This is a genomic window from Arthrobacter sp. Cza30 (genome assembly GCF_059090765.1).
Genome location: NZ_JBNHGA010000009.1, coordinates 130,290 through 144,923, shown reverse-complemented (window position 1 = coordinate 144,923; position 14,634 = coordinate 130,290). Strand labels below are relative to the sequence as shown.

The following is a 14,634-nucleotide window of genomic DNA, read 5'->3' as shown; positions in this document are numbered from 1 at the left end:
GCGCCGTCGCGGCCGTCCGCTCGCGCCGGGTGCGGTGCACTCGAGGAGTGCGCCTTCCCCTCCCGCTCGACGCTCCTCCCGCCGTCGCACCGGTGAGCCCCGATGCCGATGATGACGCCGATCTGACGCTTCCTCCCGCGTGGTCGCCGCCGCCTCGCCAGCCGTTGCCCGTCGTCGCCGCCTTCGTCCCGCTCGTGGGCGCGGTGGCGCTGTGGCTCGTCACCGGGTCGATCCTGTCGCTGTGGCTGGCGCTGCTGGGGCCGCTCATCGCGGTCGCGACGATGCTCGACGCGCGGCGCGCTGCTCGCCGGGACCGCCGCCGAGCGGCCGCGGCGGCAGCGGAGGCGCGCGACCGCGTCGCTTCCATGCTCGAGCGCCGCCATGACGCGGAGCGGCGACGGCTGTGGGACCTGCATCCCGACGTCGCAGGCTACGTCGCGCACGAGGAGGACATCTGGCGTGCCCCGCACGCGGGACCGGCGAGCCTAGTCGCGGGGGAGGGCCGAGTCGCCAGCGATGTGCGCGTGCGCGGGGGCGACGGTGATGCGGAGGCAGCCGCGCTGCGTCGGCGCGCCGGCGTGCTGGAGCGGGCGCCGGTCGTGCTGCCCGCGCAGGCCGGTGTCGTGGTGGTGGGAACGGAGCCGGTCGCGACCGCCGTGCAGCGGGCGCTCGCGCTGCAGCTGTGCCTCGGGCATCCGCCCGGCGCACTGGGGATCGTCCTCTCGCCGCACGCTGAGGCCGAGTGGGCCGGCCTCCTGCCGCACGCGCATGCTCCGGGCGCCGCCCGGCTCGCGCTGGTCGGCCCCGGCGACCGCGCTCCCGACGACACCGACATCGTCATCGCGCGTTCCCGCGCCGGCGACCCGCTTCCGCCGAGGTGCGCGGCGGTCCTCACCGTCGAGTCCCCGGACACCGCGCGGCTCGAGCACGCCGGCGTCGGCACGCCGCTTCGCGTCGAGGGCGTGAGCGCCTCGCAGGCGGCGGCGATCGCCGCAGCGCTCGCGATGCGGGCGCAGTCGACGCTCGGCATCGGCCCGGCGTCGGCGGAGCCGGTGCTCCTCGGTCCGCTCCTCACCGCCGCCCCGGCCGCCCGGCACGGCGGACTCCCGGCGGTGATCGGCCTGGCCGCGGGCGCGCCGGCGGTCATCGACCTCGTGGCGGACGGACCGCACGCCGTCGTCGCGGGCGTGACCGGCTCGGGCAAGAGCGAGCTGCTCATCACGTGGATCCTCGCCCTGTGCGCGACCCACACGACCGAGCAGGTGACGTTCCTCCTCGCGGATTTCAAAGGAGGCACGGCATTCGACGGGCTCACCGGGGTGCCGCATGTCACCGGTGTGATCACCGACCTCGACGGCGCCGGGGCCCGACGCGCGATCGAGAGCCTCCGCGCGGAGCTGCGCCGCCGCGAAGCCGCGATCGCCGGATCGGGCGCGCGCGACATCCTCGATCCGCGCGTCTCCCTCCCGCGGCTGATCGTGGTGGTCGACGAGTTCGCGGCGCTGCTGGGTGACCATCCGGAGCTGCACGCGGTCTTCGCCGACATCGCGGCGCGCGGTCGCGCGCTCGGCATCCATCTCGTGCTCGGCACTCAGCGCGCGACCGGCGTGATCCGCGAGAACCTTCTCGCGAACTGCCCGCTGCGCCTGAGCCTGCGCGTGACGGATGCCGGAGACAGCCGGATGCTGCTGGGCACAGCCGAAGCTTCCCGGCTGCCGGGCGGACCCGCGGGCCGTGGCCACGCGTTCGTCCTGCGTGCGGGTGACGCCGCACCGCAGCAGGTGCGGATCGCTCTGTCCGAGCCCGGCGATGTCGCCGCTGTGGCCGCCGTCCCGCCGCGGATCGCGCCGACACGTCCCTGGCTGCCGTCTCTGCCGCGCCGCATCACACTGAACGAGCTGACCTCGTCCCTCCCCGGAACGAAGACCATCGTGCTCGGTCTGGGCGACGAGCCGCAGCGCCAGCGCCAGGAGGCTGTCAGCCTCGCGATCGGCGATCCGGCCCTGCTCGTGCTCGGCGGTCCCGGATCCGGCATCAGCAACGTCCTCGATCTCGTCGCGGCGCAGGCACCGGGCCCGGTGGTGCGAGTGCCCGCTGACCCGGAGGGCTTGTGGGACGCCGTCGCGGGCCTGGCGGAGCGCCCGCCGGCCGCCGGCAGCGTCGTCCTGATCGACGACCTGGATGCGATGGCGGTGCGGTTGCCGTCCGAGTACGCGCAGGTCATGCTGGAGCGCCTCGAGACGACGCTCCGCCGCGCCACCGGCGACCGGGTGCTCGTCGTGGCGGGCGCCCACCGCTCTACCGGCGTCGTCCCGCGACTGGCCGACCTGTTCGGGCAGCGTCTCGTCCTGCGCTACGCCACGCGCCTCGATCACGCCGCCGCGGGCGGGGAGCCCGCCACGTTCCATCCGGACGCGTGCCCCGGGCGCGGCCGGCTGGGCGCGCTCGAGCTGCAGATCGCGGTGGCTCCTCCGCGGTCCGCCGACGCCTCGCCGCGGCCGCGGCCATGGCACCCCGGTTCGCGCCTCACCGGGTTCGTCGCGCGGCGCTCACCGGCCGCCCGGCGGGTCGTGCAGGAATGGGAAGCGCGCGGCGTCCGGGCGGTCAACATCGACGACCACGTCGCGGGGCCGCCGGCGGTCGGAGAGGACCGGGTGGTCGTCGTCGGCGAGCCGGACGACTGGCAGCGCCACTGGCGGCTCCTGGCCGAGATGCGCGGCGACCACGACCTGGTGATCGACTCCGCCTGTGGCCCGGAGATGCGCGTTCTGGCGGGCTCGCGCGCGCTGCCGCCGTACTGCGAGCCCGGTCGCGGGCGGGCGTGGCTGATCTCGGCGGCCGGGAGCGGAGCCCGTGCGCGTGGTTCTCCCCGACGGCCCGGCCCGGCCGACCCGTCGTGCGGATGCGTCCTGACCGATGCGCTGCTGCCGGCGGCGTCGCCCGGGCGACGGGCATGATTTCTTCCGATACGGCCCTCACCCGTGCCGGAGCGACCTACTCTCTCGTCATGACACCGTCGCCCTCCGGGATCGTCACGACCGGTCAGCTCCGTGCGTCGGGGCACACCCATCGTCCGCTGCGTGTGGAGCTGCGGGAGAACCTCCTCGCGGCGCTCGCTGAGGGAAGGGACCCGTGGCCGGGCATCCACGGCTTCGGCACTACGGTCATCCCGCAGCTGGAGCGTGCCCTCCTCGCCGGACACGACATCGTGCTCCTCGGCGAACGCGGCCAGGGCAAGACGAGGCTCCTGCGCAGCCTCTCCGGTCTCCTCGACGAGTGGTCCCCGGTCATCGACGGCGCCGAGCTCGGTGAGCATCCGTTCCACCCCATCACCCCGGCATCCCTCCGCCGTGCCGCTGAGCTCGGCGACGACCTGCCGGTCGCGTGGCGGCACCGCTCCGAGCGGTACGCCGAGAAGCTCGCCACGCCCGACACCTCCGTGGCCGATCTCATCGGGGACGTCGATCCCATCAAGGTGGCCGAGGGTCGCTCGCTCGGCGATCCGGAGACGATCCACTACGGTCTCGTCCCACGGAGTCACCGCGGGATCGTCGCGATCAACGAGCTGCCGGACCTGGCCGAGCGCATCCAGGTGTCGCTGCTGAACGTGATGGAGGAACGCGACATCCAGATCCGCGGGTACCTGCTGCGGCTCGACCTCGACGTCCTCGTCGTGGCGACAGCGAACCCGGAGGACTACACCAACCGCGGCCGGATCATCACCCCGCTGCAGGATCGCTTCGGCGCGGAGATCCGCACCCACTATCCGCTGACGATCGACGAGGAGATCGCCGTCATCCGCCAGGAGGCCGACCTCGTCGCCGCGGTGCCCGAGCATCTGCTCGAGGTGCTCGCGCGGTTCACGCGCAACCTGCGCGAGTCCGAGGCCGTCGACCAGCGCGCCGGCGTCTCGGCCCGCTTCTCGATCGCGGGGGCCGAGACGATCGCCGCGTCGGCGCTGCACCGGGCGACGCGGCAGCATGAGACGGTCGCAGTGGCCCGCCCGGTCGATCTCGAGACGGCCGTGGAGGTGCTCGGCGGCAAGATCGAGTTCGAGACGGGCGAGGAGGGGCGCGAGCGCGCCATTCTCGAGCACCTGCTTCGCACCGCGATCGCCGACACGGCGCGCGCGCACCTTCGAGGCCTCGACGCCCGCGTGCTCGTGGACGCGCTGCACGAAGGCTCCACCGTCATGACAGGCGAGCAGGTGCCCGCCTCCGACGTGCTCGCCGCACTGCCGGTGCTGGGCGAATCCGACCTGTACGACGAGGTCGCCGAGCGCTTCGACGCCCGCACTCCCGGCGAGCGGGCCGGAGCGCTGGAGATGCTGCTGGAGGCGCTGTACCTCGAGCGACGAATCGGCAAGGAGAGTGCGGAAGGGGAGACCGTCTATGGCTAGCGGGACGCGGGCGGCCGCGAGGAGCGGAAGGCGGCGCTGATGGTCCGCAGCTTCCACCGCTCACCAGTGCACACGATGCGCTACGGCCGCTACGCGGGCGGCGACCCGCTCGCGCCGCCGGTCGCGGTGCGCTCCGCTCTCGAGGCGATCGGCCAGGACGTGATGTCCGGGACCTCGGCCGAGCGCGCACTGCGGGAGTACCTCCGCCGTGGCGAGCGCGACCGCCCGGGGCTCGACGACATCGCCCGGCGGGTGCGCGAGCGGCGTGCGGAGCTCCTGCGGCGACACCGTCTGGACGGCACGCTGGACGAGATCCGCACACTCCTTGACCATGCCGTCCTCGAGGAGCGCAAGCACCTCGTCCGCGATGTCGAACTGGACGATGACATCCGCACGTTCGCCGAGATGCGGCTGGAGAATCTGCCGACGAGCACCGCCGCGGCCGTCAATGAGCTCGCCGACTACGAGTGGCAGAGCCCCACGGCGCGCGCCGACTACGACCGGATCCGCGAGCTCCTCGGCCGCGAGCTGCTGGATCAGCGCTTCGCCGGAATGAAGAACGCGCTGCAGAACGCGACGGAAGCCGATCGTCAGGCCATCCGCGAGATGCTCGACGACCTCAACGACCTGCTCGAGAAGCGCCGCCTGGGTGAGGACACGCAGGAGGACTTCGACGAGTTCATGCGCAAGCACGGAGAGCAGTTCCCCGAGGACCCGCGGGATCTCGACGAGCTCATGAACGCACTGGCCGAGCGCTCGGCGGCGGCGCAGCGGATGCTCAACTCCATGACCCCCGAGCAGCGGGAGGAGCTGCTGAGCCTCGCGGCGCAGGCCTTCGGGTCGCCGGAGCTCATGCAGTCGCTCGCACGTCTCGACGACAATCTGCGCTCGCTCAGACCGGGTGAGGACTGGACCGGCTCGGCATCGTTCTCGGGTGACGAGCCGACGGGCCTGGGGGAGGCCACGGGTGTCATGCAGGATCTGTCGGACCTCGACGCGCTCACCGACCAGCTGAGTCAGATGTACCCGGGCGCGCGGATGGACGACATCGACCTGGACGCCCTGTCACGGCTCATCGGCGAGGACGCGGCCGTGAGCGCACGTGCGCTGCGCGAGCTCGAACAGCAGCTGAAGGACACCGGGATGCTCCACCGAGCCTCCGACGGCGCGCTGCGGCTGACGCCGCGCGCCATGCGGCAGCTCGGCCGGGCGCTGCTGCGCGACATCGCGACCAGGCGGTCGGGCCGGACGGGCCGTCGCGAGACGCGCAACGCGGGGGCGGCGGGGGACCGTACGGGCGCGACGCGCGAGTGGGCGTACGGCGACACCGAAGCCTGGGACATCCCCCGCACGGTGTCCAACGCGGTCCTGCGCACCGTCGCGGACGGCGGCGACGCCTCGGCCGGCGTGCGCCTGGACACCCGGGATGTCGAGGTGGTCGAGACGGAGGAGCGGACGCAGGCGGCGGTCGCCCTCCTCGTCGACACGTCGTTCTCGATGGCCATGGACGGCCGGTGGGTGCCGATGAAGCGCACCGCACTCGCGCTGCACCACCTCATCTCGACGCGTTTCCGCGGCGACAGCCTCCAGCTGATCGCCTTCGCCCGTCACGCCGAGGTGATGGACATCGAACGACTCACCGCGAAGGACGCCGTCTGGGACAAGGGCACGAACCTCCACCACGCGCTGATGCTCGCGCAACGGCACTTCCGCCGTCACCCGGCCGCGCAGCCGGTGCTGCTGATCGTCACGGACGGCGAGCCGACCGCGCACCTGGAGCCGGACGGTCACGTGCGGTTCGCGTACCCGCCGGGCGCGCGCACCGTCGCCGCGACCGTCCGCGAGCTCGACACCGCACAGCGGCTGGGAGCGCAGACGACCTTCTTCCGCCTCGGCGACGACCCGGGTCTCGCGCGGTTCATCGACGCGCTCGCCCGCCGCTGCGGCGGCAACGTCGTCGCGCCCGAACTGGGAGACCTGGGCCGTGCGGTCGTGGACAGCTACCTCGGCTCCCGCCACACCGGCAGCGGGTCCCCGGAGGACTTCGGCGGCATGCTGCGAGGACGGTCCTGGTGGTGAGCCGGCTCGGACCGGAGCAACCGGCTAGGGGGCGTACGCCTGGATCGCGGATGCCACGGCCCGCGGCGCCGACTGCTGGCAGTTGTGATGGTGGCCCGGGATCAGCACGAGCTGCCCGTCGGCGGCGCCGTCACGGAGTCGCCGGCACCATTCCTGCCCGGCGATGGGATCGCGCCCGCCGCGCACGATGAGCAGCGGCATCGACAGCTCGGCCACGCGTTCCTCGATGGGGTAGCGCAGCATGTGGCGCAGCTGCGCGAGATACCACGGGACGCCGCAGCGGATGTAGTCGGTGAAGACGATCGCGTTCACGTCCGGGGGCTCGCCGGAGGAGTCGACCGCGAGCGCGAGCGCCTGAGCGAGCGCTGTGCGATGCGCGGCATCCACGACCGGCCCGATGGTGACGACGTGGGCGACGAGTTCCGGGTGCTGAGCGCCGAGTTCGACGACCCATTGGCACCCCATGGACTGCCCGACCAGCACCACCTGCCCGACGCCCAGGGACGCGACGACCTCGCCGAGGGCGTGGGCCATCGTCGCGACATCGACGTCCTTCCCGGGCTTGGGCAGACCGCCGAAGCCTGGCAGGTCGATCGAGAACACCGGTCCGTCCGCTGCGAGGAGGTCGTGCAGCTTGGAGAAGTAGCGATGCGACATCCCGATCCCGTGGACGAGGACGACGGGTGCGCGGGCGCTTCCCGCCGGACCCGCGCTCGCCAGCACGCGAAAGGCGAGCGGGCCGACGTCGACGCGCCGGCGGGAGCCCCCTGGGCCCGGGGCCTCCGGCACGGCGAGCACGGTGACCGGGCCCGTTCCGGTCACCATGTCGGCACTCCGTCGCCGGCGCCCGTCGGCGCAGCCTCCGCAGAGTCGTGCCGGAGGATCCGGTGCCGCATGACCGCCATGGCTCCAGGCTAGGTCCGTGGCCTGCGCCGACGAGCGGGTTGACAAGCCGTCCGTCCGCCGCCGATTCCCGGCCGGTCCGTCGCATCGACGCGCCTTGACCGTGCGAGGCGCCGCCCCTAGCGTCGCGGTGTGACGTCCGCCGGAAGCACCTCATCGAAGACCGGAATGCGCATCCTGATCGTCGGGGCGGGAGGCGTCGGCTCCGCCGCGGCACGCATCGCGGTCCGGCGGGACTTCTTCGAGGCGCTCGTGATCGCCGATCACGACGCGTCCAGACCCCAGGCGCTGGTGGCCGAGTTGGACGACGCCCGCGTCGTGGGCGACATGGTCGATGCGTCGGATGCCTCGTCCGTCGAGGGCCTCATCCGCAGGCACGGCATCACCCACGTGCTCAACGCCGTGGATCCGAGGTTCGTGATGCCGATCTTCTCAGGCTGCTTCGCCGCCGGCGCGACGTACCTCGACATGGCGATGAGCCTGTCGCAGCGGCATCCCGATCGTCCGTACGAGCTGACGGGCGTCAAGCTCGGCGACGAGCAGTTCGCCCAAGACGAGCGGTGGCGCCAGGAGGGCCGCCTGGCACTGGTGGGCATCGGCGTCGAGCCCGGGCTCTCGGACGTCTTCGCGCGATACGCCGAGGACGAGCTGTTCAGCGAGATCGACGAGCTCGGTGTGCGCGACGGTGCGAACCTCGTCGTGGAGGGCTACGACTTCGCCCCGTCGTTCTCGATCTGGACCACCATCGAGGAGTGCCTCAACCCGCCTGTGGTGTACGAGGAGGACCGGGGCTGGTACACCACCGCCCCTTTCAGCGAGCCGGAGGTGTTCGACTTCCCGGAGGGGATCGGTCCGGTCGAGTGCGTCAACGTCGAGCACGAGGAGGTGCTGCTGATGCCGCGGTGGACCCGTGCCCGCCGTGTCACCTTCAAGTACGGCCTCGGCGACGAGTTCATCGAGGTGCTCAAGGTGCTCCACAAGCTCGGACTCGACCGTACCGAGCCGGTCACGGTGAAGGGCGTGCAGGTATCGCCCCGGGATGTCGTGGCGGCGTGTCTTCCCGATCCCGCCACGCTCGGCGAGCGGATGACCGGGAAGACCTGCGCCGGGGTATGGGTCACCGGTAAGGGCAAGGACGGGCGGCCGCGCTCGACCTACCTGTACCACGTCGCCGACAACGAGCGAACGATGGCGGAGTACAACTCGCAGGCGGTCGTCTGGCAGACGGCGATCAACCCGGTCATCGCGCTCGAGCTGCTGGCACGAGGGACCTGGTCGGGAGCGGGCGTGCTCGGCCCCGAGGCGTTCGACGCCCGGCCCTTCCTCGATCTGCTCGCCGCGCCCGCTCCCGCCGGCTACGGCTCTCCCTGGGGCATCCAGGAGAAGCCGCTGCCGTAGCTCCGTCAGGCCAGGGCGTCGGCGAGCGGCGCCAGCTCGAGATCGTGCGCTGTCGCGACGCCCGGGTTCACCACCGCCCCGCGGTGGATGTTCAGACCCGCCGCGAGCGCCGCATCCGCCGTCAGCGCCTCACGCCATCCCCGGCGCGCGATCTGGCGGATGTACGGCAGTGTGGCGTTCGTGAGCGCCGACGTGGAGGTGTTGGGAACAGCACCGGGCATGTTGGCCACGCAGTAGAAGATGCTGCCGTGGACGGGGAATGTGGGATCGGCGTGCGTCGTGGGATGCGTGTCCTCGAAGCACCCGCCCTGGTCGACGGCGATGTCGACGAGCACGGATCCGGGGCGCATGCGGGCGACCATGTCGTTCGTCACGAGCTTGGGGGCCTTCGCGCCCGGGATCAGGACCGAGCCGATCACGAGGTCCGAGGCGGTCACCGCACGGTCGAGGTCCAGGGGATTCGACGACGCGGTCTTGATGCGTCCCTGGAAGTGGTCGTCGAGATAGCGCAGGCGCTGCATGTTGGTGTCGAAGACGGTGACGTCGGCTCCCATGCCGACGGCGATGACGGCGGCGTTCGCGCCGGCGACGCCGCCGCCGATGACGGTCACCGTCGCGGGCCGGGTTCCCGGCACGCCGGACATGAGCAGTCCCAGGCCGCCCGCCGATCGCATGAGCGTCGAGGCGCCCACCATCGGCGCGAGGCGCCCGGCGACCTCGCTCATCGGAGCGAGGAGGGGCAGGCCGCCTCCGGGGAGCTGCACCGTCTCGTACGCGATCGCGGTGACCTCGTCGGCGATCAGGCGCTCGGTGAGCGGGCGGTCCGCAGCGAGGTGCAGGTACGTGAAGATCACCAGGTCGTCGCGGAAGAAGTCGTACTCGCTCGCGACGGGTTCCTTGACCTTCAGCAGCAGCTCCGCCCGTGCCCACACGTCGGCGGCGTCGTCGAGCATCACCGCGCCGGCCGCCTCGTACTCGGCATCGGGCATGGACGAGCCCAGGCCTGCGCCGCGCTGCACGAACACCTCGTGGCCGGCCGCAACCAGGTCGTGCACACCCGCCGGCGTCAGAGCCACCCGATACTCGTTGTTCTTCACCTCGGTGGGGACGCTGATCCTCATCGTGTGATCCTTTCCGCTCCGCCTTTGGAGCGCTCGGGCTCCTCGTGGGAGCGCGTTCTAGGTGACGGGGCGGATGACCCCGACATCCTGTCCGCCGCCGGTGACGGTCAGCGGGAGCCTGGTCATCGTCTCGGCGACGTCGGAAGGCGCAAGCGCCCCATGCCGTTCGAGAAGCCGCAGGGCGACGGCCGTCGCGGCGCGCCCGCTGCCGTCGAGCATCTTGAGCGCGACCGTGGTGCCATCGGGCGCGACCATCACCATGACGCCTTCGGCGCCGCCCTTGGCGAAGACGCCGAGCCGCTCGATCACGATGGTGTCCGGCCGGCCCGGTCCGTCGATGGTCCATGGGTCGGCGCGCACCGCCTGGACCAGCGCGCCGGCGCTGCGGTGCAGCGCGAACGGGGAGGTCGCCGACGCCGTGCCCATCCGGTGGATCGCGCGGGCGAGTCCGAAGAGGGTGACGACGTAGATCGGCGCGCCACAGCCGTCGACGGCGGTCGCGGCGACGCGCTCGCCGACGAGACGCTCGATGACGTCGCGGAGATGGATCTGGACCGGATGCTCGGGGGCGAGGTATCCGTCGGGATCCCAGCCGTTGGCCGTGCAGGTCAGCAGCATCGAGGCATGCTTGCCGGAGCAGTTCATGCGGATGCGCTGCGGCTGCCCGAGGTCGCGCACGAGCTCATCGCGCGTCGGGACGTCGCCGGGCCAGGCGGGCGGACAGCCCAAAGCGTCCTCGCTCAGGCCGGCCGCGGCGAGGATCGCACGCACGACCTCGACGTGTCGGTCGGTGCCGGAGTGGCTGGCGGTCGCCAGCGCGAGCTGCTCGCCTTCGAGCGGCGCGCCGGCGGAGAGGCATCCGAGCGCCTGGAGGGGCTTCATGCTCGACCGCGGCAGGATCAGGGCCGACGGATCGCCCAGCTTCTGCGCGATCGTGCCGTCGGGAGCCAGGACGATCGCCATCCCGGCGTGCCGGGACTCCACGAAGCCGCTGCGCTCCACGACGGCGAGCTCGACGGCGTCGGCTGCGGCGAAGGTCTGCGGCACCCCGCCAGCCTACCGTCGCGGGTCGGCACGGCCGGCATGACAGACTGTGCTCATGTTCGGTGAGCATCGATACTCCGTCCGAACGGCGTGGACCGGGAACCGCGGCTCCGGAACCTCCGGCTACCGGGACTACGACCGCTCCGTCACCATCGACATCGCCGGCAAGCCGACGCTCCTCGCCTCGAGCGACAAGCCCTTCCGTGGCGACCCGACGCGGTGGAATCCCGAGGACATGCTGCTGGCTGCACTGAGCCAGTGCCACCTGCTGTCGTACCTGCACGCGTGCGTGAAGGCGGGGGTCGTCGTGGTCGACTACGAGGACGACGCTTCCGGGGTCATGGTCGAGGACGGTCGCGGAGGGGGCGCGTTCCGCGAGGTGATCCTGCGGCCGCGGGTCACCGTCGCGGAGGAGTCCATGACGGAAGCCGCGACTGTGGCGCACGAGCAGGCGCACGAGTGGTGTTTCATCGCGAACTCGGTCAATTTCCCGGTGCGGCACGAGCCGACCGTCGTGGTCGCGGCCGTCCCCGCTCGCTGACGTTCCCGCTCCGCTCCCGCTCCGCTCCCGCTCCGCTCCGTTCCGCTCGCTGCTCTCGCTGCTCGCGAGACAGCATCCGGGCGCCGAGACTGCATGCCCGCGACCGCTGTCTCGGCGCTCCGTTGCAGTCTCGCGGAAGAGGAGGGGGCGGTGGGATGCCGTCGAGGGGCGGTGGGATGCCGTCGGGGCGGTCAGCGACGCTCGTGGGGGAGGACCTGCTTGATCCGCTCGATCGGGTTCTGCGCGGGCACCTCGTTGTAGGCGCCCGCGAGTTCCTGGCCCGACAGCGCATGGATGGCCGACATGATCTCGTCGGTGGCGAGGCGGCGCGCGCGTCCGGATGAGGCCGGGCCGTGATGACGCAGATCGAGGGGCTGGCCGAACCGGACCGTGACCCGCTGATCCAACGACGGGAACCTCGCGCCGACCGGCATGACGCGATCGGTGCCGATGAGCCCGACGGGGACCACCGGCGCGCCCGTCTCCAGGGCGAGGAAGGCGACGCCGGTGCGGCCCTTGTAGAGGCGTCCGTCGAGGGAGCGCGTGCCCTCGGGATACAGCGCGACGGCTTTGCCGTCGTCCAGGAGCGCCCGCTGCTGGTCCAGGGCGTCCAGTGCCGCCTGCCCGGCGCCACGGCGCACGGGGACGGCGCCGATGGCGGTGAAGAACTCCTTCGACAGCCAGCCGCCCACCCCTCTTCCCTCGAAATAACTCGACTTGGCGAGGAAGTGCACGGGACGCGGGGAGGCCACCGGGATGGCGACGGAGTCGATGAACGACAGGTGGTTGCTGGCGAAGATCACCGGACCGGTGCGCGGCACGTTGTCGCGGCCCTCCACGTGCGGCCGGTACACCAGCCGCGCGAGCGGGGCGACGACGAAGCGACCCAGCGCGTAGGTGGCGCCCATCGAACGGACCGGGACGGTCTGCGCTTCCTCGGCGGCGGCGTCGGGAACCAGGTCGGAAGTCACCCGTCGAGGGTACTCCGGCTTCCATTCCGTCGACGGCATAGTGCTTTCCCAGCACGGACGGAGGAAACATGCGGAAAGATGGGGAGTCCGCCCCCACACGACTCGAGGTTCTTTTCGTGCGCACTCGTCCGCTCGTCGCCCTGTCCCTGGCCGCCGCATCGGCGCTTCTGCTCGCCGGATGCTCCGGCTCGCCCGACCCCGCGACGACAGAGTCCCCGACGGCCGAGCCCGCGGCCAACCTCTGCGAGGCCGCCGCGCCGGCCGGTGCCGCCTCCGATGCCGTGACCGTCGAGGGCGAGTTCAACACACAGCCCTCGGTCACCTTCACCGCGCCGCTGGAGGTCACCGCTGTGGAGCGGACGGTGGTCACCGAAGGCGACGGCGCGCCGATCGAGAACGGCGACTACGTGACGCTGTCGCTGACCGCGCTGGATGCCAGCACGGGCGAGGTGCTCGGCACCCTCGGGTACGACACCGCGATGCAGCCCCAGCAGATCTCCTCGGTCTCGCCGCTCGGTGAGCTCGTCGGCTGCGCCACGCCCGGCACGCGGGTCGTCGCCGCTCTTCCCGCCACCGATTCCAGCGCCGCGCAGGTGTACGTCGTCGACGTCGTGTCGGCCACGCCCGAGAGCGAATGGTGCGCGGTCGAGCCGTTCGAGTCCGACGTGCCGACCGTCGCGTTCAGCGACGACAACCCCACGATCACCGTTCCCTCGGTCGAGCCGCCGTCCGGCGTGCGTGTCGAGGTGCTCGAGGAGGGAGACGGCGAGGAGGTCGGAGCCGGTGACACCGTCGAGGTGAACTACGAGGGCGTCACGTGGGCCGACGGCACGGTGTTCGACTCCAGCTACGACCGCGGCGAGGCCACGGAGTTCCCGACCGACGGCGTGGTGGTCGGCTTCAAGCGTGCGCTGGAGGGCCAGAAGGTCGGATCGCAGGTCCTGGTGTCGATGTCGCCCGCATGCGCGTACGGTGAGGCCGGTTCGTCGGGCAGCGAGCTGGCCGGGCAGACGCTCGTGTTCGTGATCGACATCCTCGGGACGGCGGCCACCGAGCAGTGAGCCTCTCGGCTGAACCGGTGCGGCGCGTCCTCATCCTCGGCTCCACCGGCTCGATCGGCACTCAAGCCCTCGATGTGATCCGCGCGAACCCGCAGCGCTTCGAGGTCGTGGGGCTCGCTGCGGGCTCCGATCGCGACGCCCTCGGGGCGCAGGCTGACGAGTTCGGGGTCGAGCAGACCGCGCTGGGCGCGGCCGAGGCCGAGCAGCTGGTCCGCGACGTCGAGGCCGACGTGGTGCTCAACGGCATCACCGGCTCGGTGGGGCTCGGGCCGACGCTGGCGGCGCTGGAGTCGGGGCGCACGCTGGCGCTGGCCAACAAGGAGTCGCTCATCGTCGGCGGCGACCTCGTGACAGCCCTCGCCCGGCCCGGGCAGATCGTCCCCGTCGACTCGGAGCACTCCGCGATCGCGCAGGCGCTGCGCGCGGGTGGGAGCGCCGAGGTGCGCCGGCTCGTGCTGACGGCATCCGGCGGTCCGTTCCGTGGCCGCAGTCGCGAGTCGCTCGCGGACGTGACACCGGCCGAGGCTCTCGCGCACCCGACCTGGGACATGGGACGTGTCGTCACGACGAACTCGGCGACGCTGGTCAACAAGGGTCTCGAGGTGATCGAGGCGCACCTGCTGTTCGGTGTGCCGTACGACGACATCGACGTCGTCGTGCACCCTCAGTCGATCGTCCACTCCATGGTCGAGTTCGTCGACGGGTCCACGATCGCGCAGGCGTCGCCGCCCGACATGCGACTGCCGATCTCGCTGGGATTGGCCTGGCCGCATCGTGTCGCGGGGGTGGGTCGACCGCTGGACTGGACGACCGCGACCTCGTGGACGTTCGAGCCGCTCGACGAGGAGGCCTTCCCCGCCGTCCGGCTCGCCAAGCGCGTCGGCGCCGCAGGGGCGACGTATCCGGCGGTGTTCAACGCCGCGAACGAGCAGGCGGTGGATGCCTTCCACGAGGGCCGGCTGACCTTCACCGGGATCCTCGACATCGTGCAGCGCATCGTCGACGAGCACGAGGCTCCGCGGGATCTCACGCGGGAGTCGCTCGGCGAAGCCGAGCGGTGGGCGCGCGCTGCCGCCGACCGCGCGATCGCCGCCTCCGGCTGACCCCGGTCCAGGCG

At 72.1% G+C, this 14,634-nt stretch carries 11 protein-coding genes; 7 read left to right on the top strand and 4 right to left on the bottom strand.

Annotation, left to right across the window (positions count from 1 at the left end; translation table 11 throughout):
- The first annotated feature begins 47 nt into the window (after nt 1-47).
- The 3 genes from AC5RVZ_RS27200 to AC5RVZ_RS27190 are packed head-to-tail and all read left to right on the top strand — an operon-like array spanning nt 48 to nt 6,478.
- A complete protein-coding gene (locus tag AC5RVZ_RS27200; protein WP_494068734.1) occupies nt 48-2,957 on the top strand; it encodes an FtsK/SpoIIIE domain-containing protein in 2,910 nt (969 codons plus the stop codon).
- A 50-nt stretch (nt 2,958-3,007) separates the two neighbouring features.
- Nucleotides 3,008-4,399 (top strand): sigma 54-interacting transcriptional regulator, encoded by a 1,392-nt coding sequence (locus tag AC5RVZ_RS27195; protein ID WP_494068733.1) that lies wholly within the window; start codon nt 3,008-3,010, stop codon nt 4,397-4,399.
- 39 nt (nt 4,400-4,438) lie between these two features.
- On the top strand, nt 4,439-6,478 hold the full coding sequence (locus AC5RVZ_RS27190; protein WP_494068732.1) for a vWA domain-containing protein: 2,040 nt from the start codon (nt 4,439-4,441) through the stop codon (nt 6,476-6,478).
- Between the two features lie 24 nt (nt 6,479-6,502).
- On the opposite strand, the gene AC5RVZ_RS27185 is transcribed toward AC5RVZ_RS27190, so the two are convergent.
- Nucleotides 6,503-7,303, bottom strand: a complete 801-nt coding sequence (locus AC5RVZ_RS27185) for an alpha/beta fold hydrolase (RefSeq protein WP_494068731.1) — start codon at nt 7,301-7,303, stop codon at nt 6,503-6,505.
- A 246-nt stretch (nt 7,304-7,549) separates the two neighbouring features.
- Between AC5RVZ_RS27185 and AC5RVZ_RS27180 the strand changes: the two genes are divergently transcribed.
- On the top strand, nt 7,550-8,779 hold the full coding sequence (locus AC5RVZ_RS27180) for a saccharopine dehydrogenase family protein (protein ID WP_494068889.1): 1,230 nt from the start codon (nt 7,550-7,552) through the stop codon (nt 8,777-8,779).
- 5 nt (nt 8,780-8,784) lie between these two features.
- Here AC5RVZ_RS27180 and ald read toward each other — a convergent pair whose 3' ends face one another.
- Both ald and AC5RVZ_RS27170 read right to left on the bottom strand, forming a co-directional pair.
- A complete protein-coding gene (gene ald, locus AC5RVZ_RS27175) occupies nt 8,785-9,900 on the bottom strand; it encodes an alanine dehydrogenase (RefSeq protein ID WP_494068730.1) in 1,116 nt (371 codons plus the stop codon).
- Between the two features lie 57 nt (nt 9,901-9,957).
- On the bottom strand, nt 9,958-10,947 hold the full coding sequence (locus tag AC5RVZ_RS27170; RefSeq protein WP_494068729.1) for an asparaginase: 990 nt from the start codon (nt 10,945-10,947) through the stop codon (nt 9,958-9,960).
- Between the two features lie 52 nt (nt 10,948-10,999).
- Here AC5RVZ_RS27170 and AC5RVZ_RS27165 point away from each other — a divergent pair, with 52 nt between their 5' ends.
- Entirely contained in the window at nt 11,000-11,485 is a 486-nt protein-coding gene (locus AC5RVZ_RS27165; protein ID WP_494068728.1) for an OsmC family protein, read from the top strand.
- Nucleotides 11,486-11,676: 191 nt separating this feature from the next.
- On the opposite strand, the gene AC5RVZ_RS27160 is transcribed toward AC5RVZ_RS27165, so the two are convergent.
- Nucleotides 11,677-12,456, bottom strand: coding sequence for a lysophospholipid acyltransferase family protein (locus AC5RVZ_RS27160; protein ID WP_494068727.1), 780 nt, complete (start codon nt 12,454-12,456; stop codon nt 11,677-11,679).
- Between the two features lie 116 nt (nt 12,457-12,572).
- On the opposite strand from AC5RVZ_RS27160, the gene AC5RVZ_RS27155 reads away from it, so the two are divergent.
- Entirely contained in the window at nt 12,573-13,517 is a 945-nt protein-coding gene (locus tag AC5RVZ_RS27155; RefSeq protein WP_494068726.1) for an FKBP-type peptidyl-prolyl cis-trans isomerase, read from the top strand.
- Between the two features lie 17 nt (nt 13,518-13,534).
- A complete protein-coding gene (gene dxr, locus AC5RVZ_RS27150) occupies nt 13,535-14,620 on the top strand; it encodes a 1-deoxy-D-xylulose-5-phosphate reductoisomerase (RefSeq protein WP_494068725.1) in 1,086 nt (361 codons plus the stop codon).
- Nucleotides 14,621-14,634 lie beyond the last annotated feature (14 nt).

What these genes read in the sequence shown, in the direction of transcription:
- AC5RVZ_RS27195 (WP_494068733.1), top strand. Translation starts at nt 3,008, where the DNA reads ATGACACCGTCGCCCTCCGGGATCGTCACGACCGGTCAGCTCCGTGCG.
- AC5RVZ_RS27190 (WP_494068732.1), top strand. Translation starts at nt 4,439, where the DNA reads ATGGTCCGCAGCTTCCACCGCTCACCAGTGCACACGATGCGCTACGGC.
- AC5RVZ_RS27185 (WP_494068731.1), bottom strand. Translation starts at nt 7,303, where the DNA reads ATGGTGACCGGAACGGGCCCGGTCACCGTGCTCGCCGTGCCGGAGGCC.
- AC5RVZ_RS27180 (WP_494068889.1), top strand. Translation starts at nt 7,550, where the DNA reads ATGCGCATCCTGATCGTCGGGGCGGGAGGCGTCGGCTCCGCCGCGGCA.
- ald (WP_494068730.1), bottom strand. Translation starts at nt 9,900, where the DNA reads ATGAGGATCAGCGTCCCCACCGAGGTGAAGAACAACGAGTATCGGGTG.
- AC5RVZ_RS27165 (WP_494068728.1), top strand. Translation starts at nt 11,000, where the DNA reads ATGTTCGGTGAGCATCGATACTCCGTCCGAACGGCGTGGACCGGGAAC.